We start from the raw sequence: 26,157 nt of genomic DNA on the forward strand, positions 1-26,157 counted from the left end.
GACTTGCTCGCAGCATCCCTATGACGATTAATTATAACGTGCCATTCTCACAGGTATCTCTTCTTCCTGTATTTCACTGTCACTCAAGGCTTCTTCATTAGGGGATTTCCTATTCAATGTGCTCAGCGCAAAATTGAAGGCAGAATCATGCTGCTCTTCTTGTGTCGGCAATGCAGGAGAGGATAATTCCTTATTTGCTAGAGGGATAGGGGAAACTAAATCCACATTATCTGCTACCGGTGAGTTTACCCACTTATCAGCAAATAAATAAGTAGCAGTTAATAATGTAAATAAGCCAAACAAGGTGCCTGCCCCCAATATGCAAACACTGCTTATTGCCGCAGCAGCGCCGGCAGTAAATACAATAGCCGGAAGTGCTAAACCTCCCGTTGCTACAGTTGAGATTAATAGGCCACAAATAAACAGAGCGCTGGCACCCGCAAGTAAACTAATGGATAAATCAGACGCCAAAAGTCCCTTTAACCATGACGTTTTTTTGTCTAGTGCATGGTCAATTGACAGCGGTACCCGATAAGAATTAAATAATACAAACAAGGTAGTTGAGGCCATTATAAATAAAGGAATGATGGGGGAAACAGCAATGCCAGCAATAGAGAAAGAAATAATAAAAGCTAAGAAAGCTATGGCTCCATAAGTCAATAGCATTTGATTTTGGAGAACATTTTTTTTCAAAAATTGATTGAGATTATTATGCTCAAAAAGATAATCTAAGGAACCGTTCAAACTGATGTCGGTGAAAAAAGCAGCTTTATTATCAGACCTTATGGCGCAGCTAATACCGCCTTTTTCACTGACCATTCTGGAACAGGGCGCATCATTTAAGCCATCACCAACAAACCAAACTCCTTTGGGGTTTACCTGTTCAGAGCTCATTAAATTTGCCAGGAAATTTTCTTTGTCCTGCGGTGTTTGTTCGGCATAGATATCATCTAAATCAAAAATATCTCCATTCTGTTGATTAAAGCCTATGGCAGACAATTGGCTATCCCCGGTCAGCATAATTATTTTTTTGCCTTCTCTTTTTAAACGATTAAGTGCGACTAATATGTCTTCTCGAACCTCATGTTTAATATAAATTACGCCTTGATAAACCTTATCTTCAGCCACATACACCGGTGAAAGTCCTTGCTCTATTTTTTGGAGATCGAGAGGTGGTAATTTTATACCCGAATGACGTAAGTAATTTGCATTGCCTATATGAATCTGTTTGCCCTGAACTATCCCTGATAAACCTCTGTTCCTTGAATCCGTGGATGCTTCTGCAATATCCTGAAAAATGCTTTCTCCCATAGTTCTAGTTTCATAATAATTAGTAATGGCCTTAGCCAGGGGATGCTCTGCTCCATGTTGTTTTTCTAATAGATAAACTCTGCCCCATAGTGAGGAAGAAATACCTTCAGATGATTCTACTTCACTGTTACCTGTAGTTAGAGTACCTGTTTTATCAAATACAATAGTATGGATGTCATGAGAGTGGTTACATAAGTTTTCATCGCGTATTGTAATGTCTTTATTATTACGCTGGTACATATTAAGTACGCTTGGTAATTGATGGGCTATGGCCATGGTGCAGGGGCAGACTGCAAATAAAATACCGGTGACGTTTTGCAATAATAAAGGGATAGTCAGTATTCCTAAGGCAAATGGAATCGTAATTGACGCCACAATACCAACAGCAATCAATGCAGTATAGAGATAAGTAAACTTGCGGTTTGATTCTAAGGTAATGTTTTCACGAGCGCGATTCGAGCGAAATAATAATTTATTGACGGTGCTGTTGTAAGAGTCCTCAGTGGCATAAACGGAGACAGGATGACCAAGGTTAATTGCCCCAGCAGGAATAGAGTGCATGCATCGCTTACTTTGTTGCGATTCACCAGTTAGCAATGAGGGATCAACAACAGTGCTTCCCTTAATAAGAATGCAATCAACAGGGAAGCATTCGCCACGGTTTACTTTAATTATCATTCCTTTCTTGATGGCGCATTTCTTTTCCATCAGTACATTATCATTATCCAATTGCACCTGTATGGATTGGAAAAACTCATTGGATTTTTTCGTGTTTTCATTAGAGCTCACGACTTGTTGTGTCAATTGAGTCTGCTCTTGATATTTTTTCCTATTAGAAAAGAGCTCGATCTGTTGATCCAATTGGGTCTGTTGTTCTTGTGAGAGTTGATAACAGGGGTATTCCTCTGACATTTGCGGGAATAATGCCTTCACTCCTTGTAAATGCATCTTTGTCGATTTGCGCAAAACCTGACGTTTAATTTCATCCATGCCATTAATAATGGTTATCAGTATGAGCGGCATGACAAAACTCATGAAAATCATGGAAAAGCTACTTGCCAAGGGCATGGAAATCGCATGGAAAAGAGTGTGTGCTAAAGATAAGCTCCAGCCTAAAGTGACTGTAGTGGTCATATTCGCCAGATTATTATTGTTACGAAGATTCTGGAAAAAATTAATAAGATATTCTCTGGCCGTGAATGCAGTGGTTAAAAAGGTTAGCGAGGTTAATCCAATGGTCAGCAGTAAGGAGGGGGGGAATAGGACTGATAAACCAACGATTGCCCCCATTGCTAACAGGTTGACTATAATATTTATCCAATTGATTTTAGTTGAGTCATTGGTTGGGGTGTCTGGATGGTTATCAATGAGATCGAAAGACGAGCTTAAACTTGCTTTAAGTCGGGTAAGAAGTTGGGTACGGCTGGTCTCACCTTGATTAAATCGGTGTTCATTACCTTCGATGGTTATAAATAAGCGGTGAACGCCCAGCGCTTGAGGTTCCGCATCCATAATTAATTGCGCATTTTCAGGCAACATCTCTGACTCTTTACATTCATCCAAACAATTATTGAGTAAACTTTGAATGGTATTTCCGCAGCCTGCGTGGCACATAATCCCGGAGACTAAGAAAGAGTCTTGAAAAATTATTTGTTTTGTCATTATGTTTAATTCCTGATGGCGCGTATTTTTTGAGGGAAATTATTGCTGAATATTAGGGTAGTAAGCGCTAAATTACCACACAAAGATTAAATTACTTATATATTACACCTTCAATGAGACATATAAAAACTAAAGGTGAGGTACCTTTTTTAACCAGTAATTTTTATGAACGTTAAATTAATTTATAGTAATAACACTATGATAAAAAGACAGTGGAATCACAATAGTCAGTATAATAAACTCATTAATTTTTTCGCTCCTGGTTATGGTTTTTTTTCATCATTTCTATGGCCACCATTTGATGGCTAGAAATAATTTTGAAGGAGCGCTAGGTACTTGGCGCGGCACGTCGGACCTTAAAGACGAGTTGTCGACAGTCCCAAGTTCGGAGAGTATTTAATTTTGAATTCTTTATCAAGAAGAAAAGAACTTTTTTTAGCCGCAGTCATTGCTGTTTTTTGCGCCTATGATTTAATCGCAACGATAATTTCAATTTGGGATTTCACCACGGATGATGCTTATATTAGCTGGGTTTATGCTCGTCAGTTGGTTAATGGGAATGGATTGCACTGGCATGTCGATCTGCCTCGCGTTGAAGGGTATTCCAATTTTTTGTGGATTATCATTGCTGCATTCGTCATCAAGTGTAAATTACCTTTAATCACCACTATAAAATTTATCTCCTGTTTTAGTTTAGGTGCTGGGCTATTTTTCTTGTATCGAATAGGACGACTTTTTTTTAGCCCACTATTATCCATGCTCCCCATTTTTATATTTAGCCATTTTCTTGGTGTTGCATGGTGGACGGTTAGTGGTATGGAAAGTATGTTTTATTGTGCCTTGTCTCTATTATTGATATGGCAATGTGCTGTAGCTCTGGGTTATCACCCTGTTGAAGAGAACAATCCGGCCGCTGGAATCCATAAGGTTTCAACCAGGGCATGGGCGCTTACTAGTGTGGCTCTGTTATTACTTTGCCTGACTCGATTTGAAGGGGCTATTTGGGGGATACCGGTATTATTATTCGTCTGCTGTCATTTGAAGCAGCATGGAGTAAGAACTGTATTTGCAGAGTCTAGAACAATCTATATTTGGGGGGCGGTTTTCTTTATTTGTTTCCTGTTGCCTTACGCAGTCTATTTTATATGGCGACTGGACTATTTTGGTCACTGGATTCCTAATAGTTATCGATGTAAAGCACTCAAACCTGGACAGATTTTTACTGTGGATCTGGATTATTTACGGGTTATTTTCCCTTTACTTATTGCTGCTCTGCCTTATTTTTTGTCCGTCAAGGATTGCCGACATTGGCTATTGTGGTCCCCTTCAGTTCTTTATGCATTGCTGCTGTGGGAGGCAAATCCGGTTATTGCTCATTTTCTCCGCTTATTTTTGGGGCCATTTGCTCTTTTTACTTTGTTACCGGTTTTAGGTGTGATTGTTTTTCTTGGCTATTTTAAGCAGCATAAAATGGATCCCAAACTATTAGCAACAGGGGGCATTATCCTTTTAACGGTTTTGTTTATTCCGGGTAATGAGTCGCTTTATTTACAAGCACTTTTGAAACAATATCAGGAAAGAACTCAAATTCGTTTAGCAGTTGCTAAAATTATTAATACTCAAGCAGCAAAAGGATCTACTGTACTGTTTGGTGATTGCGGAATTGTTCCTTTTAAAGTGAGTCTGCGCAAGGATATTCGCTTTATTGACTCAGATTGTTTAAACAATGCCGAATTAACCCAGGCACCGTACAACAATGATTTAAATCTCTATGCAGAACATATAGCTGCTCAGGTAAAGCCGGAATGGGTTATTACCACCTATGAGCCTCTTCTATTACAAGGTAATTATCCCTTTGAGATGTTAAAAAGAAAGCATTTTTTTGACCAGTATCAATTAATTATTACTTTAGAATCAGGCTGGATATATAAGCTGTCCTCTAAAAAATCAGCAAGAGAAATTGATTATGTTTATAAAGTTTATAAACGTCGAGAGCAGTAAATTGATATTTAGTGTAATGGTTGTGGCAGGAATAAAAATAAAACCCTCAGAACGTCGTTCTGAGGGTTTGAATATTAAATACTATGGATTACCGCCGGTACTATTGCTACCACCACCAGTGCTACTATTTGCTCCAAAGTCTGCACTGGGCTGACCTGATCTGGTATTTTGAATGAGCATAATAGAGTTGGTTAGCAGGAGGCGTTCTTGTATTTGACGCTCTAGATACATTTGATAATTAATCTCCGCTAATAAGGTCGCAATTTCTTTTTGTACCGTCGCAGATGAGGCATTATTTATTCCTTTAATCCATTCATTGTTTGTGGTGAGGTCCGGATTAAACAATCTCCAGCTTGCCATCTTAAACTCACTCATCGCTTGACTGGATAAGATATCGCTATTATCTGTATTCGTTCCCACTTTTTGAGGCAGTCTTTTTGACAGGATGTAATACAAATTTCCAATGCCTACTGAACTTTGAGCTGCATAAATACGCAGATTGGCGAAATAAGTGAGTAACGTATTTTGAGCCTGTATTTGTTGCATAGGGGTAGTGGTTGTTTTACCTGTAGGGTAGGCTGTATTGTACAAGCTGTTATACGCTTGTAGTGAGGGTAAGTTGCCCGGGACGACTGCACCTGAGACATAGCGAATAAAATTGGCTGCTTCCTCGATCTGAGTTTGAGCCTGTAATCCGGGGTTTGAAGTACTGGGGGTTGGGCTTCCTGTCCCTTGGCCAGTGCTTTCACTGGAGTACATTAATGGCGCCATTAATGCATTGCTGTTCAGTTGACTAATAAGATCCTGATTGTATTGGTAAGTATAAAATTGATTAATCGTTGGAACAAAACCTACTACCTGAGCTATCACCTTATTTTGAAAATTTAACTTACAGTTCTGATCCCAGGCACTAAGATCAAAAAGCATGCAATAGGTATAGTCAGGAGTGGATAAAATATTTAATACCGCTTGGCTGACAGGGTCTTGCTGATAAGTTTCTTGATCAATTAATTTCGATACGCTTAAGGTTCCTCCTCCATTAGAAGGGCTGGAGTAGTTTTGAGTGACAAAGGTGGCATTCGCCAATTGATTAATGAAATTAGCACCTGGGAAAGAGGTGGGCACAAATTGTGATAAGGCTGAAGTGGCCGAGTTAACCGGCATGGCGCCAAAAAAGGATTTATACACGGACATTTGGTCGAGTCTGGTCGCTTTCAAATTAAGCAATTGTTGACTAATAGTTTGATTATTTGCTGTAGGGGACTGAGTTAAATCGTAACCTAAATACCCCCCTAAATATTGTAAATACTGCGATATAGTTTGAGTGTTGTTGCTGGTTTGTTGATTATATTGAGCGCTAGGATCTTCGGCGGCTGCAGGTAAGGCGCTAAGGCAAAGCAGATTCATTAAGACAAGTCTGGATACTAATTTCATCATTCATCCCCTTCAAGTGCACGTAAAACGAGCTTTAAGCGATACTGGCAAAAAACTCGAGATAATAAACGTAATCGTTCAAATACTATATTTCGCTTGAGAAAAAATCCTGCAGGATCATGACTGCCTAAACTCGTTTCCTCTGCATGGATTAAAACACGAGAAGCACTGCCTGGATGAACAGTATCTATCGCTTGCAGTAAACGTAGCCCCCTCCCTGATTTGATATTTCCAACAATACGAATGAATTTTTCTTCTTCAGCTAATAATCCCATGTCTATTTTTTCTATGTCATCAAGTTCTTTTCCCAGTTGAGCCATGGCTTCTTCAAACTCAGGATTTCCATCAAGGGTCCAGTCCTCTACATTCTCCATAAAGGTAATAACCCGGTAAATCATCGGGTCTATGTACTCAAACCAATATTGGGCGGACGCTTCATGGCTTAAATCAGGCATTATTTACTCTTTTTTTACTGTGATAGATTGATGGACGAAACCACTACATACTACTATAGTATATTATGAAGGGTAAAAGTCCATTACTAAAAAAGTAAAAAATATGAAAAAGAAATCAAGGTCAAGAGTTGTAAGAGTCTTTACACGGATTATAAACATCCGCACATGGTTTGACTGGGATAGAACTAAAGCATTTACTATTGCTTTGAAAAATGGCATTAAGCATTTTTTCATTCCGGAACAAATTACTACCGTCGAATCTTTTGAATCAGCAAAATCCAAGATGCATTTAAGTGATGCGGATCTGTTGTTAAAACAGAAGGCTTTATTTCGCTTAAGCCTAGTCATGCTCACGGCGGCTTTGCTTATACTAGGGTATTCTGGATATCAACTTTTTTATGGTTCATATAAAGCGTTTATCGTTAGTCTGGTCGTTACCTTGATCGCCTTGGTTTTGGCTTTCCGTTATCATTTTTGGTATTTCCAGATTAAACATCGTAAATTAGGTTGTACCTTTGATGAATGGTATCGCCAGGGCTTATTGGGGGAGAAAGAATGAATAAACTGGTTGTAACTGTGCTTCTCTCTTTGTTTCCTGTTTTGGCTTTAGCTGATAGTACCTTAAGTTTCGCGCCTCCAGCGAGTGATTACTCCGTAGTATTTCTGGGCAATTTATTCGGCGTGGTCGATGGTGTTTTGCATGGTACTGGCAGCCAAATCATGGGGACTATGTTTGCTGTCTTTAATTCTGCGGTTTTAGCGGTGGGTGGAATTATCATCATGTATACCTTGATGGTTTCCACTATGAATACTGCCCATGAAGGACAAATGCTCGGTCAAAAATGGTCCTCCATCTGGATTCCCGTTCGTTCAACATTAGGCTTAGCCTTATTGATTCCTAAAGCATCCGGTTATTGTTTGATGCAGATTTTTGTGATGTGGATAGTGGTGCAGGGAATTGGTGCTGCGGATAAAGTTTGGGAAGCTGCCTTAGGTTATTTGAATCGAGGCGGGGTGATTATTCAGGCCCAACAGTCAAATCCAACGGCAAATCTGACCAATCCCCAATCGTCAGGAGTGCCTGGGGGAGCGATGGCCATCCTTTCTGGCGAAGTCTGTATGCTTGGTTTGCAAAAACAATTAGAAAGCCAAAGACAAACCTATCTGGATATGAGCCAAAGCAATACCAACAGCTCAGCAGCCCCATGTAATGCTACTACCCTAAAATCTTTTTGCAACACCACTATTCCTGATTTCATCAGTTCAGTAAATGTCGTGACGATTCAAAATGATAAGCTGAAAAATGATCCAAATGCCAAAGACTTCGAGGCAAAAATGCCTAATTTTCCCAAGTCGTCGCCTTTCAAAGATTTAAACGGGATTTGCGGGATTATTAAATGGAAGGCTATAGACGGCTTGGGCAACGCGAGCAGTCTTGGGGTAACTGGGTCCCAGTTTAAAACAGCGCAAATGTCTCGAGCAATAGCCATCCAGCAAATGTATGTTGATTTGGGTTCAGTTGCTCAGGTAATGATTAATAATAACCCGGCAATTACTCCTACGACCACAAGTAGTAGCACGACTTCTACTACTAATAACAATTATTCATTGATCGCCCGAGAGCAATTTGGCGTACCGCTAACTTCTGGAGGCACCATTTGTAATAAGTATAGTGATACTTGTGTTATTTGGGGCCCTCTTACTTCGGGTAGCGGTGTATTATTTAACGGGACAGAATTTCAGGGGGCAATTAGTGATTATAACGGCATCATGACCCCCACCATCAATTTGATGAACATGGCAAATCAGTCCTCAAATCAAACTAACACTCGTGCCTTTATTAACAATGCCACCAATCAGGGCTGGATAATGGCTGGTTCTTACTTTTTTGATTTGGTTGCTTTAAATGGAAATGCTGCGGATACTTCCGCTAAAACAGATACCGGTACCGGCCTTGATTCCAGTACTTTTGGTTTTAACGGGGTTACTTCGGGTACCTGTAATAATGGGACTTATCCTTTATTATGTACCTGGGTTGGCAATAGTACTACTCTCCTTGTTCAGGTACAGGCAGCATTGGATGGGACTTATGCTTCAGCGGTGAATGGAGTTCCTGTTGCAGGAACAGCCCAACCAGCGCCCCAGTTAGATACCAATTCAATTGCGTCAAGCAGTGTTGTAAACACGCTTGCTTCTTCATCCGTGTATGGCTTTATTAATAACTCCATGATGATGCAGGTACAGGGGCAACCCGGATTGGCTCCCTTACAATTTGCCAATATGATTCATTTTAGTGTGGATCCCCAAACCTATTATTTAAAAGAACAGAATTTTGATTGCGGTTCTGTGAAAATTGTATTTTTCTCATTTTGTCTGGGAAGGATGATGGGGAACTTGTTTTACAACGTCATATTCCGTTATATATACAACGCTTTCCTTGCTATGTTTTCCCAGATTATTAATCAAGTAATTATGGCTTTCTTGATGATTCCACTACAGGGAATGGCAAGTATTTTCCAAGAGGGATTACAAACGGTAAACGCTCCGGGAGTTAATCCGATTGTCGCCTTGGCCAATATGGGTGTGATGTATATTAACTTTTCTGCTAATTTGTGGCTGATGCTATTGAATTTAGCAGTAACCAGCGCCATCATCCCGCTTTTCGGCTTGTTTATTTTTGCCTTAATCGCCTTGGCCATGCCTCTTTTGCTAGCCTGGATTGGTATTATGGTCAGTGTCGGGTTTACAACAGCCTATTATATTCCTATTTTGCCGTATATGATTTTTACCTTTGGAACTTTAGCCTGGATGATTTCTGTAATAGAGGCTATGGTTGCGGCGCCTATAGTAGCGTTAGGGGTTACTCATCCTGAGGGACATGATGCCTTTGGTAAGGGTGAGGCGGCAATTATGATCTTAATGAATATCTTCTTAAGACCCGCTTTGATGATTATTGGTTATATTGCAGCAATAGCTCTTTGTTACGTTGGAGTATGGCTGCTTAATGCAGGCTTTGATCATGCGATTAGTTATATCCAAAGTAGTCCGAGTGCGGATCCTAATGCGTGTAAAACTTCTGCCTGGGGCATGTGTAAGAGCACCTGGACTGGTTCCTACGGCTCGTGGGAGGACCCTAATTTAAATAACTCAATGAACGCTCCAGGTTCAGGAACAGCAACTCAAACGGGTGTCTATCAGGGTACTCAATATAATGACTGGGCAGGTATTTATGCGTACTTCTTCTCCATATTAATCTATACCACCATGTATTTAGTGATTGTGCAGAAGTCCTTTACTTTGATTTCCCTATTGCCTGATAAAGTCTTACGTTGGATAGGTGGTACCCCAGAAAGTATCGGTCAAGAAGCTACCCAATGGGGCGAGGAAGTGAAGACCAAAACCGGAGAAGCAGGTAAAGCAACTCAAGATGCTCAAGGGCAAATGGGCAATAAGTTGGGCGGCTATGGTCAGAAAGCACTTGGAGGAATCTCCAAACCTGGGGGCTCTGGAAAAGCCAAACTTTCAGGGGAAAATCCACAATCTGAACCGCCTCCAGAAGGGTAAACTATGCGAGCGAGTGGAGACTCTTGTTCGCATAGTCTCCAGTTTCGATTTTGTATCGGCGTAAATAGCCTGCTTGTATCTCAATTATTTTATAGATATAGTTTCATTCATTGCAGTTTTTCATAAGTCTTTTTCATTGAGGAATCAAAGTGATAATCACTGAGCAAATCAATTATAGCGATGGAGAAACTGTATGTCAGGGCTTTATGGCGTATAACAGTTCGGCAAAAAAATTACCTGGTGTCATGGTTGCCCATGACTGGGGAGGACGAGGCGAGGCTGTTTGCAATAAGGCAGTGCAGCTTGCCTCTATGGGGTATGTTGGTTTTGCTATAGATATGTATGGACTCGCTCAACTTGGACAGGATAAGACGGAAAGAAGGGCTCTAATGACTCCTCTGATGCGAGATCGGCAAAAATTAGCAGCTCGTATTACTGCCGCCTTTAATCACCTGACTCAACTACCTCAAATTGATAAAGATAAAATTGCGGCCATAGGTTATTGTTTTGGGGGACTATGCGTACTTGATTTGGCTCGCACAGGTGCTGATGTTAAAGGTGTGGTCAGTTTTCATGGTTTACTTGCCGCGCCTGAAGGCGCGATTAATACCCACATAAATACCAAAATACTGGTATTACACGGTTACGATGATCCCTTGGTACCCCCTGATCAGATAGAACAATTTGCTGCTGAGATGAATGAACGCAAGGTAGATTGGCAAGTTCATATGTATGGCCTTGTTCAGCATTCTTTTACAAATCCGCAAGCAAATGATGATGAGATGGGGTTGCATTATGATGAAAGGGCTGATCTTCGATCTTGGGAAAGTACGGCATCTTTTTTACGAGAAATTTTGTTATAAACTAAGTAAGGCCAACGAGTTCGCTCGCATTAAATCGTCTTGTCTTTGTTCAGATAATCCTAACTTACTAAAAGTTTGTTTTGAAAAGGCAAGCCAATCTGCTACATCCATTTGATCGGTTTGACCAAGATCAGAGCTATAAATGACTCTGGGTATGGACGTTAAAACCGTAGAGAAGTCCTTTTTATCTTGATGATTTAATAAATAAGTCAAAGCGGTTTGTTCGACCCATATAAACTTATTTTGGGTCAGTAAACTGAGTGCTTGCGCATTTAATCCAGTCAGAGGATTAGCCGGTTGATTTAATAATAATGCGGGAACATGATACTGAATACAGGCATCAATCAGGCTGTATACTTCCTCTCTTGATGCGTGTCCGGTTGATAAAACAATGGGATAATCCTGAGCCATTTTTAAAATATCGATTACTTCTTTTCGTAATTTTTGCTTCGTATTAAAAAGTGTTTCACTTTTAAGACTGTGTTTACTTAGACAGCGATGGGTTAATGTTCGCGATAATTTAGATTGAAAGGCACGCCCGGTAATGGTTGGGAAATGAACGATCATTTTTGCCGCAATTAATGGCTGATATTCACTTAATGCACGTAGAATGACTCGATAATTTATTCCTCCAGCAATATGATTTAAAACCAGGGAAGAGAAAACCGGTAGGTCCAGTCTTTGGGCAAGAGTTGCCTGCACGCTTGTCGCTCCCAAATGACTTTTTAAAACTACGGCCCCATGCAGGGAGTCATAAAGTTGTCCTGCTTTAATGGCATTCCATCGACGGTCATAAAGATCAGGACATGCGTGGTAATGAATATCAATAAATTTATAATCAGAAAGTGAGTGCACATGAACCTCTATTTTTTTTCAGCACCTAACCAAGGTTGGTCATAGCGATAGTCTGTCCTTGCTTGTTCCAGTGTAGAGCCTGATTTAATTGCGGCTTTGATATTATTTTCAGTTAACTTAATTGCGTCTGCTTTGTTAATGATCTCAAGAACCAGATGTTGAGGGATTACTAATACGCCGTTATCATCAGCGAAAATAATATCACCAGGATAAATAGTCACCTTATTGATGATTAGAGGGCATTGTTCATTGGTTTTATGGGTACGATTTTTACCCGAACGCATATATACCGCGGTACTAAAGACCGGATACTTTGTTGTGCGGATAGCGTCTACATCTCGAACAGCTCCGTAAACTACGGTGCCCGCAATATCTTTTTGTAGGGCGACCTGAGTTAGAATATCGCCCCAAACAGTGCAATCACTACGTCCATTATTGTCAATAACAATCACTGATTTGGCAGGGATAGAATCAATATAGTTCGCTGCATTTTTAAAAGTGGATGTTTTTTCTTCATTAGGTTTGTATTGCACTGTATATGCTGGCCCAATGAGTTTCATTCCCTGTAGTAACGGTTTTATATCTAATAAGGCGCCCTCTACACCACATGAATCGAGTGCATCAGATATCTCTGCGCTGCTGAACGAGCGTAATTTTTGCAACTGTTCTATCATATTCAGGCCATCCTTTTTTATGGAAAATGAAGCCATATCAAGATCTTGGTTAGAATTAAGGCATTGCTCAATAATGGCATTGGCCATTTCAGCGGTAGTAGCATTTCCGCCCAGATCATAAGTGACGAAACGATTTTTATTCACTACCGCAGCCACGGCATGAATAATTTTTTTTGCCTGTTTTTGATAACCAAAATGATCTAATAGCATGCTAATCGATAAAAACATGGCGCTAGGATTGGCGCTATTATTTTTCATTCGTAGTCCACTGCCATGTACCGGCTCAAAATAACTGCCTTTGAGGCCAATATTGGCACTGGGTGCAAAGCCCAAACCACCCATGATGCCAGCACCAACATCTGATAAAATATCACCGAACATATTTTCGGTCACGATAACACCGAACTCTTCAGGTCGTCGGATCATCCATAAGCCTACTGCATCAACGTTTAGAATATCGGCATTAATATGAGGATATAAACTCGATACCTTTTCAAAAATTTCTCGGGCAAATTCACTACTTTGACGCAAGACATTAGGCTTATCTGCAAAAGTTACTCGTGTTACACCATTAGCATTGGCATGTTGAAATGCAAACTCGAAGAGGCGTGATAATCCTGTTTGGGATTGCAGACGTAATGCACAACTGATTTCATCTGCAGGAATGGACTGCCAACGTTGATTGTTGACCAGCAATCCTTGTATTGGCTCGGGTAAGGGATAATAGTCAAATCCGGAATACAGACCTTCGGTGTTTTCCCGAATGATACAAAAATTAAATTTCTTTTCTCCATTTTTAAGAGAAAAGCAGGGACGTACATTGGCAAATAAATCTAATTTTTGCCTTAATTGAATAATGGGCGATATATAAGTGGGGTTCTTTTTTTGAAATTTTGTTGCTAATTCTTTCTTGGCTTCGCGTAGGGGTTTGCTGGTTACTGCCCCTAACAAGACTGAATTGGATTCTGCAATGAGTTGCCATGTTCTATCCGGGAATGCATTACCCTCACTTTGCCAATAAGACCAGCCAATATCCCCAAAAGTCAGTTGGAAAGGGATATTAAGTGCTTCAATTATAGGTATAGCTGCATAGGTTACTTCAATCCCAATTCCGTCACCAGGTAAAACTGCTATCTTTAGCTTGTCTTTAGGCTTCACTATTTAAAGTCTCCAATATAGCCTTTTTGCAAAACGGGAGATTGTCGCGCAGCATCCTCATACCTGCTTCCGGTACGCTAAGTAACCTTCCTTTGGGAGCGGCAGTCACATTGTCTTTATTCACCAGATGAGAGAGTTCTCCTATTAAATGCAGGTGATTCACTTCGTTTTCTTTTAAAACGGAAGTTGAATCAGTTTCTAATACGCGAGTTAAGCCAAAAATCATGCGTTTTGCAGCAATTACCGGATCGAAAGGTTGCGTTTCTTGTGGGGGTATTTTATTAGGGTAATAGACATGTTGATACAGAGCAGAAAGGGCTTCATCTATTTTGCTTTCCTGACACAAAGCGATCACCTCTCCCAGTTTTTTAGTTAGGGAATGGTCAGCAAAAGTCGGGGTTGAAAACAACACAATGGGCTTATTGCTGTTCGTGAATAAAGAAAAGCATTGTTGTAGGATAATCCCGCCAAAGGAAAATCCAAAAAAGGCATCATAATGAGGTATGTATTTAGCTAGTTCTTGCTGCCAATAATGATAATACTCCTGACTAGGAATATCGTCCATTTGGGCTAGGGAGTCGATGGGGTGAATACTGTATTCTTCATCTAGAAAGGATAAAGGTTTGATAATGGGTTCAATGAAAGAGGGACAGTGTTGAACGGGTGTAATAACTAATATCTTCTTCTTTTGCATTTTTATCCTATAAATTTAATCACAAATCGCCACCGCTTTGCTTGGGTTATAAATCACAGTGGTCTAAGACAATTTAGGTCATTGTCCTTCTCGCGCAGGCGGTAATCCATTGCTGTTTTAGTACAATGCTAATGCATAAATGGATCGCCTCCTATGCGGGGATGACACATTTTCATGCGACTTGTTTGCAGTTAAACAACACAAATCCTTAGCCTGCCGACTATGGGTTATAACCCAACGGATCGCTATGATTTTATCTCAGTATTCAAGTTAAATAGTTTGAGATCAGCTGTTGAAAGATCGGAAATCCCCCTGATAAACTCGCCCATTTCAAGTGCTTCATGACCTATCTTCAATGCTTCTCGCACATAGTTTGCTGCAGTTAAAACTGCTTGTAAATCGTATTTTTTTATATTAATTGCGTGTAAATAAGCAATCAAAAATTCTGTTTTCAAGTTGCCTGTGCCTTTTCCCATACCGGCTAGGGAGGCATCAATAAATTGAGCGCCGGAACTCATTGCCGTCAAAACATTCATTTGGGCTAAACCGATGTTGTCATGGGCATGGAAGCCAAAAGGGATTGTATAATTATGGGTATATTTTTCGTAAATGGTTTTGATTCTGTGTGGCAAGATGCTGCCGTTTGAATCGGCAAAATAGATCATCTCAGGCTGGTACTTACTCACCTGGTCAACCACCTCATCTAATTCGTCGTCAGTGTAATAAGTCATATGAATAAAATTCATAGAAACGGGCAAGTTCATTTTCTTTGCAAGTTGCAGTGTGGGTATTGCCTCTATTAAACCATTTTTAGGCACACAGATTCTCAACAGACCGACGCCGCAATCTTTTAATTCTATAAGATCAGATTCAGTAATATTGTTAGGATGAGCCATCACCGCAATGGTTGATTTTTTAATCAATGATTGGCATAAGCGAAGATAGTTTTTATCGCAAAATCCTGCTCTGCCAAGGTTTTCTATGGGATGCAAGGAACCATTTCGATAGCCAATTTCAATGTATTCTATTCCTGAATTATCAAGAGGCCGTAGAACTCCTTGTAGTTCATCATCCGAAAAGTGAAAATTTGTTCGGTGCCCCCCATCTCTTAATGAGGCATCTAAAAGTTGAATTGAATTCATTGAATGACCCCGAATATATATACTTCTAGTTATAATTCTAATACAAATAGGGACAATAAGCTTAGAATCTTGAGTCAAATAATTGTAAAAAGATGATTATGAATTTAATTTGGTCAGGCAACTAACCAATAAACCATTCCTATAATACTGAGGGTAAGTAACGTTCTGAGATAAAATGCAGTAGGCTTATTGGAATAGAGTGAATACACATAGGATAGGGGATGACGGAAAATAAATGAGCGCATGATCTGTTTGGTAACCAAGTGAGGCGTCCCAGCGAGTGGAAATTCGTGAATCCTGATACTTGGACGGTGATTTACCTCAAGGATAACCCCATTGGATTGAGTCATTGGACTATTGATATCGGCACATTCAAGGTCAATACCGGTAAGTCCCAAGTCTAATACTGAGGCTACCCGGCGCATTATCTTACGATTTTCTTTGCAAATTTGCGTGCCTAAAGCCTCGTAGCTGCCGCCTCTGGTCGCATTGCTGGTATAGCATAAAACGATTTGTTCTCCAGTTGACGGAATATAATCTATGCCTATACCAAGCTCTTTTAACCTGATTTGCTCTTCATCATCTATCTTTATGGGACCTAAGAACGGATTAATTTCTTTACGTTGGATATTCGTCAAGTCAATCAGCTCCTGGATATTATGCTTGCCATCGCCAGTTACGCGAGCAGGATGGCGCTGAACAACACCAATTACTTTTTTATTAAAAACCAATACCCGATATGATTTTAATTTTCCATGAAACTCTTCAATTAGCAAATTATCATATAATGAAAAGTAGCTTGGTAAAAAAAATAAAAGTTGTTCCAGCGTTTGAATATTACATAAGACGCCAATACCAAGCGAACCGTCCACCGGTTTAATCACCAGGGGAAATTTTAAATGAGCTATCATTTCCTCGGTCTTATTTTGCTTAAATTCATCCACGTGTATAGCAATTGCTTTTGGTACGGGGAGTCCTGCCATTTCCAGCAATTTATTACTGACGTATTTATTAACAGAAATACGAGCGCTGCTGCTACTATTAAATGGCGTTTCATTCTCACAAAATAGATAGGAATGTTTACCTAGTTTTAGAGCAAATCCATTAATTTCATCTACCGGGATTACCGGTAGAAACATGGCTTGTGCGCTTTTGTAATAACATATTGCATTTCTATCGATGATGGCTTCTCTTTTATTGTTTTATTAGGCAGCTGATAACTCATTTTAAGCCGGCGTTGTAGCATTAATCAATTCCAGCCCACCTACGTCCCGCGGCTAGTCCGCGGGATCTAGAAATCTTGCTCTGTGCCTGGCTCTTTGACTCTGTAGACAAGCCGCGGGACGTCGGATTAATGGCCACCAGCCCCTCATTAAATCATTGATTAAATATCAAATAATATTCTTATTACCAATGGGAATATTATCCTTCCTTCACCTACTATTCAAACCCCTATTTTATAGCTCCATGATTGGAACATTATCTCGAATGACTTATATTTTTTATTCTGCCCTCTATTGCCACAGCAAAGGCTCATTGCCATTAAGTTAAGGAATTTCTTCGTCATCTTGAGGAGCTTGCGACGAAGGATCTCCCAATATTCAGGGGATCTCTCGCCATGCTCGAGATGACGTTTTTCTTAACTTAGGCGGTTAGCAGAAGGCTTGGGGAGCTGCTTAATGTATTTAATCACTGTACCTTGGTCATTATCACCAATCCTGATTATTTTATCTTTTTTTATTATTTAGGATAATGCCGATTAGGAAGGAGGTTATATATGCATGCTATTGTTGTTGATAGTCTTTAGCGCCCGCGATAATTAATTTATAAACACGCTCACTAATAATGCCTTGTTCAAATTTCATCTTGGCATCTAAAGTCATTAATTGGCCTCTTTGTCTTACCAGCTTACGTGTCGCAGAGGTTACTTCATTAGGATCTCCGTCCAATAAGATGTCTCTTACCTCTTCATCAAATACCAAGTATTCTCTAAGGGCGACTCGCCTTTCATCCACAGTGGGAACCAGTTTTTGCCAGATACACAGTCTAATCGTTTCCAGAATATCGATGGTTCTTCCAAGACGCTCCTCTCCTGCAAATGAGGTAACCAAGCGACGCATGGTTTCTGCTACACCAGAGGTATGTAAGGTGGTATATACAGGGTGTCCTGTCAGGGCTGCTTCCAGAGCAGCACTAATGGTTTCAGCATCTCGACACTCTCCCACCATAATCAAACGAGGTTTTCGCCGTAACGCATTTCTCACTCCATCAGCAAAACTGGGTAAGTGGCGTGGAATTTCTGATTGGCTTACTACTGAAGATATTGTTTCAATTTCATCGTAAACGAATTCTATTGGTGATTCATAAGTTAATACTTTTCTATTTGAATCCGAGGTTTCTATTAGCTCGCGAATAATGGAGGCAAGAAGGGTTGATTTACCAGAACCTGTTGCTCCGGTAATGAATACAATTCCCTCTTGTGGTGCTATGGCCTCGAGAATATTATCAGGAAGATTCATTGTGCTTAGTTTGGGTGGGGTTGTGGGAATAGTTCTTAAAGTAATCTGAATTGCATCATGTCCTTCCACCAGACAAGCTGTGCCATTAACCCGATAACGATAGCGTACGCCACGATTGGGGCGAAACTCATAGTGAGTATCTATATCCTTACCAGAAAGCAGCTGAGTTGTACCGTTGGGGCCATAAATCGAGTTGATTAAATCACCCAACTCCGTATTAGACAACCGACGGTTAGTAATTTTGAGCAGCTTTCCATACACCTCAGCAAAGATAGGCTCCCCTGTTTGTATGGTGATATCCGAGGCATTTAGACTTTCCGCATGCTCCAGCATTCTATCCATAAATACTGGAGTGAAACGGGTTGGTTCGTCAGGCATCAAATGAACATTAGTCATATTTTTTTACTATCAGTTTACTGGAGCGATCACAGGCTGCCAGGATTTATTGGTAATTATAATTCTAGACTGATTAGCAATTTTTTCCATGTTTTTAAACTGTTCCAGAGCATTTTCATCTTTTGCGACTGCGGCTCTCCACTCACTACTGTTGATATTAAGTGCAGGTAATGCAGTGATCCTTAATACTCTATCATCGATATGGATTTCAGAGGCATCACCAGTAACGCCCAAATCAGTATGGGAAACATAAGGAGGCGAAACCATATTCATTGCTAATAATTTTCTATAGAGAATCATCCCGCCGAAATCTTCTTTTACCCGAGAGATGCTTTCTTCCAGAATAATATTGGCTTGGTCTATACCTTTTTTCCATCCTCGAGCGGTATAGATGCACCATAATTTCTTTTCCGCTTTGGTTTTAGGCAGCAGAGTAATGTTAGGAGCTTCTGGTTTTAAATAATCCATCCAAAGATACTGGCGCCAAGTAGGTGGGGTGGTTACAAAACGTGCCTGTTTCGCTACTTTATAGGTACGATCAGAAATGCGTATGCTTTGAGCATCTGCCAGATTCAGCGTGTTTCTGCCTTCGAGTAATACCGGAGGTAAAATATTATGTTCCAGGATTAGGGCATTAAAATCATAGATGGTATCCAGATTCCTGGCTTGTTTCGTAAGTGCCTCATCAATTTGTTTTGCTCTCCATGCCAGCCCTCCTTGAGCGCCGAGACTTAAAGCTGTTTCCTTAAGGGCCATTTCACGAATTTTACTCATTTTTTGTTTCTTTTGGGCACGGCTGTATTTGCCGTTGGCCATGGCCTGTATTCCAGCCAATGAACCGGTATCTCCCAGGTTTACTCGAGAAGAAGAACAAGCACCCAGCAAGACTGATAATATAATAACTACTACACTAGGAATAAATTTTGGCATAACGTAATTCTACAACCTGACTGTTAGGATACACGTGAATATAGGCTTTCTTACCTGCTTGGTAGTCAATATCACGAAGGATTTCTGCTAGACTTTGATCTTTAATAGTTAGACTAATTAATACGGGTAGTGATGGTGCCTTGCCTAAGATTCGTAACTTAAAGTGCGATGCTTTAGCAATACGGGCTGTTAACTCTTCTATGGGGCCTGACCAGTCCACACTAGCTCTTGCTTGCAGATTGTATGCATTGGGTATCGTTAACGTATTGTCTCGATGAGGAGGGGTAACTACCTTTTCAATGCGGGCCATTTCGAGCATGGAATCACTTACTGAAACAGCTGCTTCTGCTAATTTTATAGTAGCGTCGTCACTAGGGTTATTCACTGGAGGTTTCCTAAAGGTACCACCACAACTTGTTAGTAGCGCTGAAACAATAAACATTATGACAATCTTGTTGTTCATTCAATGTTCTTTAATATCTATGAGTATTGGTTTGATTGAAACAGGAGCAGGGCTGCTTGTCAAGATATAGTTAGGCGGTGCCACAAAAACAAGCGGTTTTTCTGAGGCAATCTTGATTAAATTTTTTCAAATAATCCGTATATTACTTGTCCTGCTTGTTTTAATTTAATTTGCTGCCATTGCTTGGTTTCTATTTCAATTGCTGTAGGCGATTCTAAATAGACCAATCCTCCAGAGGGTACCCGTTTATTTTGCACGATGGCATCCAGACACTGGGGAATATAATTTTGAGCAAAGGGCGGATCTAAAAAAATAATATCAAATTGCTCAGTACCTTGCTGAAGATAAAGTCTGGTATCCGCTTTAATCAGATTTAAGTTAGGACTGTTAAATTGAGTTATTATTTTTTTTAAATTGGCATGGGCTTGAGGTGACTGTTCTATAAAAGTAACTTTTGCAGCACCTCTTGAAAATGCTTCGAAACCCAACGCACCACTGCCGGCAAAAGCATCCAGGCAGCGGGCGTCTTTAATGTCGTTCATTAACCAATTAAAAAGGGTCTCACGCACTCTATCTGGGGTTGGTCTTAAACCCTCTACTTCAGGAAAGTGCAGTTTTTTACCTCGATATAAACCGCCTATGATGCGAATGATTTGTTTCAAGATCGACCAACCGTAACCAGCAGTAATTTATCAGGATTCACTTGTTGCTTAAATGCTTGCTTTATTTCATCGATAGTAACCGCATTAATTTTGGCAACATAATTGTCTAAATAATTATCAGGTAAATGATAAAAAGCCATACGTAATATCAAACTGGCAATCGCCCGATTACTCGCAAGAGATAGCGGAAAACTACCGGTAAGGTATTGTTTAGCCGCTTCTAACTCTTGAGCATTGGGACCATTATCAATGAATGATCTCAATGTATCTTGGGTAATTTTAAGGGCATTAGTCGCTTGGTTGTTTTTGGTTGATAAACTGATAATAAATGGACCGTTACCGGGCATAGGAGTAAATTGGCTGGATACTCCATAAGTTAAACCACGCTTCTCTCTTACTTCTATAGCTAATCTGGAAGTTAAAGCCCCGCCGCCTAAAATATAGTTACCGACCATTAATGGAAAATAATTGGGATTTTGATGATCAATACCAATTTGCCCCAAACGCACTATGGTTTGAGAGGACGGGAATGGAATATGAATATCTTCTGCTTTGGTTAACTGCGCTGCTTTGACTACCATTGTTGCAGGCGTGCCTTTGGGCATGTCTTGAGTTAATTGTTCGGCTAATTGATGTGCCTTTGGACTATCAATTGCGCCTACCATGACTAATACCGCGTTGCTCGCAACATAATAGCGTTTATAAAACTCAATAACCTGTTTTTTATTGATGGCACTCATAGTCGCTTTTGTTCCATTGACGGGATGAGCGTAAGGGTGTTGTTTGTATAAAGCTTGAAAAAAAGCAATGTTTGCTATTTCATCAGGAGACTCGTCTGCTTGCTCAATAGCCATGAGCAGTTGTTTCTTTTCTTGTTCAAAGGCTTCATCAGGAAAGTCTGGGTGGTTAATAATTTGATTAAATGTCGTGATGGATTGGGGTAGCGCCTCTTTGCGGGTAAGCGTTCTCAAACTTAGAGTCACCATATCTCGACTGGTTTCGGCATCAAATTGAGACCCAGTATCCGCCAGGGCCTCAGCTATGGCGGTGGCATTTTTACCCGAATTGCCCTGGTTTATCATATGAGTGGTTAAAGCGCTTAAACCGTATTGATTTCCGTCATGAGCAGAACCGCCGGCAAAAGCGATGCTGATATCCAGCATGGGTACTTCCATAGCTTGATAAAAAACTACCTGAACGCCATTATTGGTCAGCCATTTTTCTGTTTTGAAGGTGTTCCCTAATGCTTGGTGAGAGATGCTTAAAATGACAGCAGTAATCAATGTGCTGAATCTTTTCATGGTTTCACCTCATTGTTTCTCAAGGGGATTAATTCCGCTTCAGTCATGTTGTTTTCTTGAAAGTAGCGTTGTGCCGCTTGCTGAATTTGTGCTGGAGTCACACTGTTGATTGCATCAGCGTAATTTTTTGTATTTTTCCAGCCAATACCTACGGTCTCTAATAGGCCCAACTCCATTGCCTGGCCAAAAATTGAATCTTTTTCGAAGGTTTTCTGTGCTATGATTTGGTTTTTAATTCGTTGCAATTCCTGTTCACTTACCGGATGACTTTTTAAGTCATTGATCTCGGCAAGAAGTGCTTTACGAAAATCTTTAATCTGGTGATTTTGATTGGGCGCACCATACAAAATAAATTGCGTCTGATATCTTGAGTATAAGTTGTAATAGGCATCGGCACCGGTAGCAATACGCTTCCCTCGGATTAGATTTTTTGCAAAACGAGCACCTTCACCACCGTCGAGAATTCCCGTGATAATTTCCAGCGCATAAGGCTCCCAGGCGTTTTTCGCCGTCTTCACGCCAGGTACAGTATATCCTATCATGAGCAGGGGTAATTTTGCTGGGGCATGGATGGTTACTGTTTTTTTACCTAAAGCAGGAGGTTCTTTTTGTGGTTTGCGCTCAACAATTGCTCCCTTATGAATGGCGCCAAAGTAGTGCTCTGCCAAGGCATGTACTTTTTCTGGCGCTACATCTCCTACTACCACCAAGGTAGCATTGTTGGGGGCATAATAACGTTGATACCATTTTTTAAGTTCTTCCGTGTTCATTTGTTTCAGGTCACTCATCCAGCCAATTACCGGGTGGCTGTAAGGAGCTGTTAAATGAGCAGTGGATAAAAAACGTTCAAAGGCAAGTGCTTGGGGATTATTATCGGTACGCAAGCGGCGTTCTTCTTGAATGACTTTAATTTCTTTAGCGAATTCGTTTGCATCAAGTAGTAAATTATTCATGCGATCTGCTTCCAGTTCAAAACTGGTTGCTAGTCGTGACGCATCTATTTTTTCAAAGTAAGCTGTGTAATCATTGTTAGTAAATGCATTTTCCTGGCCGCCTTGTGCAGCGATTGTTTTGGAAAATACACCTAAGGGAAATTTGGGGGTGCCTTTGAACATCATGTGTTCCAGCGCGTGTGAAACACCGGTTATGCCTCCGGGTTCATCTGCCGAGCCAATATTGTACCAAATCATTGATACAGCAATGGGGGCACGATGATCTTCTTTAACCAATACTTTTAACCCATTATTCAAGATAAACTCTTGAACTTGGCCGAAGGTCTGGCAAGATAGTACCATCAATAAGGTAATGAGTATTTTGTGCACAACTTAACCTCATGGCTAAAAAGGTGATAGAATTTCACATTTCTTAGGATTTGTACACTAAATGATTAAATGGTTTAAACGAAATCAAGCCCCAGAGGCTAAAGAGAATCAAGAAAACGCTGCTGAAAATGGCATTGAAACGATACCTGAAACCGATGAGCCGGCTCAACTTGTGCCAGAGGTCACTAAAGAAGGTATTTTTGCACGCCTGAAGCGGGGTTTAAGTAAAACGCGCCATCAATTAGGTGATGGCATTGGTCGTTTATTGCTTGGTAAAAAAGAAATTAGCCCTGAGTTGATGGAGGAGTTGGAAACTCTATTAATCAGTGCTGATATTGGGATTGATACTACCCAGACGGTATTGAAGCAATTAGCAGACGGTTTGGAGCGCAAAGAATTATCTAACGGTGATTCAGTATATGAGGCCTTAAAAATTCATTTGCAGAATCTGTTAGGCCAAAACTCACCGCTTTTGACCTTGGAAACAGCGGATGAATCCCCTTTTGTTATTTTGATGGTTGGAGTTAATGGGGCGGGTAAAACGACAACTATTGGCAAATTAGCCAAGCAATTTCAAAAACAAGGTAAAAAAGTGATGTTGGCTGCCGGGGATACGTTCCGAGCAGCAGCAGTAGAACAGTTGCATGTATGGGGGGAGCGAAATGACATTACGGTGATCGCCCAACATACCGGTGCTGATAGCGCTTCTGTAATCTTTGATGCTTTGCAGGCAGCCAAGGCACGAAAAATGGACGTGTTAATCGCAGATACCGCAGGACGTTTACATACCCAGAGCAATTTGATGGAAGAGCTAAAAAAAGTGAAACGGGTATTGCAGAAACTTGAGCCCGCGGCCCCTCACGAAACCATGCTGGTTTTGGATGCCAGCATAGGACAAAATGCGTTGGTTCAAGCACGCCAATTCCATGAAGCCATAGGTTTGACTGGTATTACGATGACTAAACTTGATGGAACTGCCAAAGGCGGGATATTATTTGCCATAGCTAATGATTTGGGGATACCATTTCGTTATCTAGGGGTTGGTGAGGGCATAGAAGATTTACGGCCCTTTGATGCAGCGCAATTTGTCGGTGCAATATTTAATGATGATCACATTTGACCAGGTTAGTAAGCGTTATCCAGGTGGCTTTGAAGCATTAAGTCAGGTTAATTTTTCTTTGCAAAAAGGCGAAATGGCTTTTCTTACTGGTCATTCTGGTGCCGGAAAAAGTACTCTCCTTAAATTGATTGCTTTATTAGAATGGCCTACATCAGGCCAATTATCGGTGAATGGGTTGAAGCTGAATCACTTGAAAAAACGTGATGTTGCAACCCATCGAAGTCAATTAGGAATTACGTTTCAATCCCCCCGTTTTCTTAGTGACAGAACTGTTTTTGATAATGTTGCCTTACCGTTGCAAATTCAAGGAATGGCTTATCCCATGATTGCCAAAAGAGTGCATGCCGCATTGGATATGGTCGGCTTATTGAGCAAAGAAAAAATGTTGCCCATCCATTTATCAGGAGGGGAGCAACAACGATTGGGTATTGCCCGTGCTGTTGTCCACAAACCGGCGTTATTACTGGCCGATGAGCCAACAGGAAATTTAGATCCTAAACTTTCCTCCGAAATAATGTCTATTTTCGAGCAGTTTAATCAGGTTGGCGTCAGTATATTAATCGCAACCCATGATTTAGCTTTAATCGCGCGAATGAAACATCGCATCGTGATGCTAAAAGGGGGGCGATTGTGTTAAAAAGGTCTAAATCACTTCTTGCTTATCACCTGCAAGCAGCAACTCACAGTCTCAATTTATTATGCCGTAAGCCATTGGCAACCATGATGACGGTTATTGTTATTGCCATTACTCTAGCCCTGCCTGCCCTTTTTTGGGTATTTACCGATAATCTAGGTCAGTTAACCACAGGTTGGCAGCAAGGGGGGCAAATTTCACTTTATTTAAAAACCGGTTTGACTGAGGCGGAACAAACGGCTTTGCTACAGAAGATACGTGGTATGGAAGGAGTTGGACAAGCTTCTTTAAAGTCTGCGGCAGACGGATTAGCTGAATTGACCCAGCAAGAAGGAATGCAAGACATTATGCGTTATCTTCCAGAAAATCCATTGCCTTCTGTTATTCAGGTGGTGCCTTCGTTGGTGACTGATTCACCGGCAAAAATGGATTTGTTATCAAGACACTTGGAGGTTTTGCCTCAGGTGGCGCAAGCGAAGCTTGATATGGCATGGATTAACCGATTACATGTTATTTTAGGTTTTGCGGCGAATGTGGCCAAAGCGTTAATGTCTTTATTGGCTTTGGCCGTTGTCTTAATTATTGGTAATACCTTACGTTTAGCCATTCATAATCGTCAAGAAGAGATTCAAATCTTGAAGTTAATTGGCGCCACGGATCCTTTTATATTAAGGCCATTTTTATATTCAGGCGTTTGGTATGGAATGGCTGGAGCAGTACTTGCCGTTTTTCTAGTTAACATTTTTATTTTAAGCTTGGGTGTTGCTGTTAATCAATTGGCGGTTGCCTATCAAATGCACTATCCGCTAACAGGATTGTCAATAAGGCAAATATTGCTACTTGTACTGTTTGCTATTATACTCGGATGGCTTGGAGCAAGATTGTCGGTAAAACGACAATTGGCCTCCATAGAACCCTATAATTGATGTATAATTAAGTTTAGGGTACATTATTGCAAAAATGGCATTAATGTTATGGACTTTTGTATTTTTTGATT

General features: G+C 40.5%; 21 protein-coding genes. 7 read left to right on the top strand and 14 right to left on the bottom strand.

The annotated features are described in order from the left end of the window. Positions 1-27: 27 nt before the first annotated feature. Positions 28-2,973, bottom strand: coding sequence for an HAD-IC family P-type ATPase (locus tag LOX96_RS13925; RefSeq protein WP_250423104.1), 2,946 nt, complete (start codon positions 2,971-2,973; stop codon positions 28-30). A 402-nt stretch (positions 2,974-3,375) separates the two neighbouring features. On the opposite strand from LOX96_RS13925, the gene LOX96_RS13930 reads away from it, so the two are divergent. Continuing rightward, entirely contained in the window at positions 3,376-4,974 is a 1,599-nt protein-coding gene (locus LOX96_RS13930; RefSeq protein WP_250423106.1) for a DUF8728 domain-containing protein, read from the top strand. 81 nt (positions 4,975-5,055) lie between these two features. On the opposite strand, the gene icmX is transcribed toward LOX96_RS13930, so the two are convergent. Both icmX and icmW read right to left on the bottom strand, forming a co-directional pair. Beyond that, positions 5,056-6,411 (bottom strand): type IVB secretion system protein IcmX, encoded by a 1,356-nt coding sequence (gene icmX / locus LOX96_RS13935; RefSeq protein WP_348645853.1) that lies wholly within the window; start codon positions 6,409-6,411, stop codon positions 5,056-5,058. Further along, positions 6,408-6,863, bottom strand: a complete 456-nt coding sequence (gene icmW / locus LOX96_RS13940; RefSeq protein WP_250423110.1) for a type IVB secretion system protein IcmW — start codon at positions 6,861-6,863, stop codon at positions 6,408-6,410. The genes icmX and icmW overlap by 4 nt, the downstream gene beginning before the upstream one ends. A 103-nt stretch (positions 6,864-6,966) precedes the next feature. On the opposite strand from icmW, the gene icmV reads away from it, so the two are divergent. The 3 genes from icmV to LOX96_RS13955 all read left to right on the top strand — a co-directional run bounded on the left by icmV (position 6,967) and on the right by LOX96_RS13955 (position 11,290). Next, positions 6,967-7,422, top strand: coding sequence for a type IVB secretion system protein IcmV (icmV, locus tag LOX96_RS13945; RefSeq protein WP_250423113.1), 456 nt, complete (start codon positions 6,967-6,969; stop codon positions 7,420-7,422). Further along, the gene (gene dotA, locus LOX96_RS13950; protein ID WP_250423117.1) at positions 7,419-10,427 is read left to right on the top strand and encodes a type IVB secretion system protein DotA; all 3,009 of its coding nucleotides are present in this window, start codon (positions 7,419-7,421) and stop codon (positions 10,425-10,427) included. Before icmV ends, dotA begins: the two co-directional genes overlap by 4 nt. Positions 10,428-10,576: 149 nt before the next feature. After that, positions 10,577-11,290, top strand: coding sequence for a dienelactone hydrolase family protein (locus LOX96_RS13955; RefSeq protein WP_250423120.1), 714 nt, complete (start codon positions 10,577-10,579; stop codon positions 11,288-11,290). Here the strand turns inward: LOX96_RS13955 and LOX96_RS13960 are convergent. From LOX96_RS13960 to LOX96_RS14010, 11 genes are all read right to left on the bottom strand, one after another. Continuing rightward, positions 11,285-12,145, bottom strand: a complete 861-nt coding sequence (locus tag LOX96_RS13960; protein WP_250423123.1) for a DUF6282 family protein — start codon at positions 12,143-12,145, stop codon at positions 11,285-11,287. The genes LOX96_RS13955 and LOX96_RS13960 overlap by 6 nt on opposite strands. Before the next feature lie 8 nt (positions 12,146-12,153). Then, the gene (locus LOX96_RS17650) at positions 12,154-13,977 is read right to left on the bottom strand and encodes an isocitrate/isopropylmalate family dehydrogenase (RefSeq protein WP_250423124.1); all 1,824 of its coding nucleotides are present in this window, start codon (positions 13,975-13,977) and stop codon (positions 12,154-12,156) included. Further along, positions 13,967-14,671, bottom strand: coding sequence for a hypothetical protein (locus tag LOX96_RS13970; RefSeq protein WP_250423126.1), 705 nt, complete (start codon positions 14,669-14,671; stop codon positions 13,967-13,969). The genes LOX96_RS17650 and LOX96_RS13970 overlap by 11 nt, the downstream gene beginning before the upstream one ends. Positions 14,672-14,916: 245 nt before the next feature. After that, positions 14,917-15,813 carry a beta/alpha barrel domain-containing protein gene (locus LOX96_RS13975; protein ID WP_250423128.1) on the bottom strand — a complete coding sequence of 299 codons (897 nt, stop codon included), beginning with the start codon at positions 15,811-15,813 and terminating at the stop codon, positions 14,917-14,919. A gap of 113 nt (positions 15,814-15,926) precedes the next feature. Further along, positions 15,927-16,952, bottom strand: coding sequence for a UDP-N-acetylmuramyl peptide synthase (locus LOX96_RS13980; protein WP_250423130.1), 1,026 nt, complete (start codon positions 16,950-16,952; stop codon positions 15,927-15,929). Positions 16,953-17,597: 645 nt separating this feature from the next. Further along, on the bottom strand, positions 17,598-18,710 hold the full coding sequence (dotB, locus tag LOX96_RS13985; protein ID WP_250423158.1) for a Dot/Icm type IV secretion system ATPase DotB: 1,113 nt from the start codon (positions 18,708-18,710) through the stop codon (positions 17,598-17,600). A gap of 30 nt (positions 18,711-18,740) precedes the next feature. Beyond that, positions 18,741-19,658, bottom strand: coding sequence for a type IV secretion system DotC family protein (locus tag LOX96_RS13990; RefSeq protein ID WP_250423132.1), 918 nt, complete (start codon positions 19,656-19,658; stop codon positions 18,741-18,743). Continuing rightward, on the bottom strand, positions 19,639-20,121 hold the full coding sequence (gene dotD / locus LOX96_RS13995) for a type IVB secretion system lipoprotein DotD (protein ID WP_250423134.1): 483 nt from the start codon (positions 20,119-20,121) through the stop codon (positions 19,639-19,641). Before dotD ends, LOX96_RS13990 begins: the two co-directional genes overlap by 20 nt. A gap of 116 nt (positions 20,122-20,237) precedes the next feature. Further along, positions 20,238-20,783 (bottom strand): 16S rRNA (guanine(966)-N(2))-methyltransferase RsmD, encoded by a 546-nt coding sequence (gene rsmD / locus LOX96_RS14000; RefSeq protein ID WP_250423136.1) that lies wholly within the window; start codon positions 20,781-20,783, stop codon positions 20,238-20,240. Then, positions 20,780-22,084, bottom strand: a complete 1,305-nt coding sequence (locus LOX96_RS14005; protein WP_250423138.1) for a M16 family metallopeptidase — start codon at positions 22,082-22,084, stop codon at positions 20,780-20,782. Before LOX96_RS14005 ends, rsmD begins: the two co-directional genes overlap by 4 nt. Then, positions 22,081-23,406 carry a M16 family metallopeptidase gene (locus tag LOX96_RS14010; protein WP_250423141.1) on the bottom strand — a complete coding sequence of 442 codons (1,326 nt, stop codon included), beginning with the start codon at positions 23,404-23,406 and terminating at the stop codon, positions 22,081-22,083. The genes LOX96_RS14005 and LOX96_RS14010 overlap by 4 nt, the downstream gene beginning before the upstream one ends. A gap of 61 nt (positions 23,407-23,467) precedes the next feature. On the opposite strand from LOX96_RS14010, the gene ftsY reads away from it, so the two are divergent. From ftsY to ftsX, 3 genes are read left to right on the top strand one after another with little or no spacing between them, the layout of a single operon-like run. Further along, positions 23,468-24,526, top strand: a complete 1,059-nt coding sequence (gene ftsY / locus LOX96_RS14015) for a signal recognition particle-docking protein FtsY (protein WP_250423144.1) — start codon at positions 23,468-23,470, stop codon at positions 24,524-24,526. After that, on the top strand, positions 24,513-25,163 hold the full coding sequence (ftsE, locus tag LOX96_RS14020; protein ID WP_250423159.1) for a cell division ATP-binding protein FtsE: 651 nt from the start codon (positions 24,513-24,515) through the stop codon (positions 25,161-25,163). The genes ftsY and ftsE overlap by 14 nt, the downstream gene beginning before the upstream one ends. After that, positions 25,157-26,086, top strand: coding sequence for a permease-like cell division protein FtsX (gene ftsX, locus LOX96_RS14025; protein WP_250423146.1), 930 nt, complete (start codon positions 25,157-25,159; stop codon positions 26,084-26,086). Before ftsE ends, ftsX begins: the two co-directional genes overlap by 7 nt. Positions 26,087-26,157: the final 71 nt, after the last annotated feature.

It is taken from the genome of Legionella maioricensis (assembly GCF_023618015.1).
GTDB classification, from domain to species: Bacteria; Pseudomonadota; Gammaproteobacteria; order Legionellales; family Legionellaceae; genus Legionella; species Legionella maioricensis.

Bases quoted from the DNA above. Each gene is read 5' to 3' on its own strand.
- LOX96_RS13925 (WP_250423104.1), bottom strand. From the start codon at position 2,973: ATGACAAAACAAATAATTTTTCAAGACTCTTTCTTAGTCTCCGGGATT.
- icmX (WP_348645853.1), bottom strand. From the start codon at position 6,411: ATGATGAAATTAGTATCCAGACTTGTCTTAATGAATCTGCTTTGCCTT.
- icmW (WP_250423110.1), bottom strand. From the start codon at position 6,863: ATGCCTGATTTAAGCCATGAAGCGTCCGCCCAATATTGGTTTGAGTAC.
- icmV (WP_250423113.1), top strand. From the start codon at position 6,967: ATGAAAAAGAAATCAAGGTCAAGAGTTGTAAGAGTCTTTACACGGATT.
- dotA (WP_250423117.1), top strand. From the start codon at position 7,419: ATGAATAAACTGGTTGTAACTGTGCTTCTCTCTTTGTTTCCTGTTTTG.
- LOX96_RS13970 (WP_250423126.1), bottom strand. From the start codon at position 14,671: ATGCAAAAGAAGAAGATATTAGTTATTACACCCGTTCAACACTGTCCC.
- LOX96_RS13975 (WP_250423128.1), bottom strand. From the start codon at position 15,813: ATGAATTCAATTCAACTTTTAGATGCCTCATTAAGAGATGGGGGGCAC.
- LOX96_RS13980 (WP_250423130.1), bottom strand. From the start codon at position 16,952: ATGTTTCTACCGGTAATCCCGGTAGATGAAATTAATGGATTTGCTCTA.
- dotB (WP_250423158.1), bottom strand. From the start codon at position 18,710: ATGCCTGACGAACCAACCCGTTTCACTCCAGTATTTATGGATAGAATG.
- LOX96_RS13990 (WP_250423132.1), bottom strand. From the start codon at position 19,658: ATGCCAAAATTTATTCCTAGTGTAGTAGTTATTATATTATCAGTCTTG.
- dotD (WP_250423134.1), bottom strand. From the start codon at position 20,121: ATGAACAACAAGATTGTCATAATGTTTATTGTTTCAGCGCTACTAACA.
- LOX96_RS14005 (WP_250423138.1), bottom strand. From the start codon at position 22,084: ATGAAAAGATTCAGCACATTGATTACTGCTGTCATTTTAAGCATCTCT.
- ftsY (WP_250423144.1), top strand. From the start codon at position 23,468: ATGATTAAATGGTTTAAACGAAATCAAGCCCCAGAGGCTAAAGAGAAT.
- ftsE (WP_250423159.1), top strand. From the start codon at position 24,513: ATGATCACATTTGACCAGGTTAGTAAGCGTTATCCAGGTGGCTTTGAA.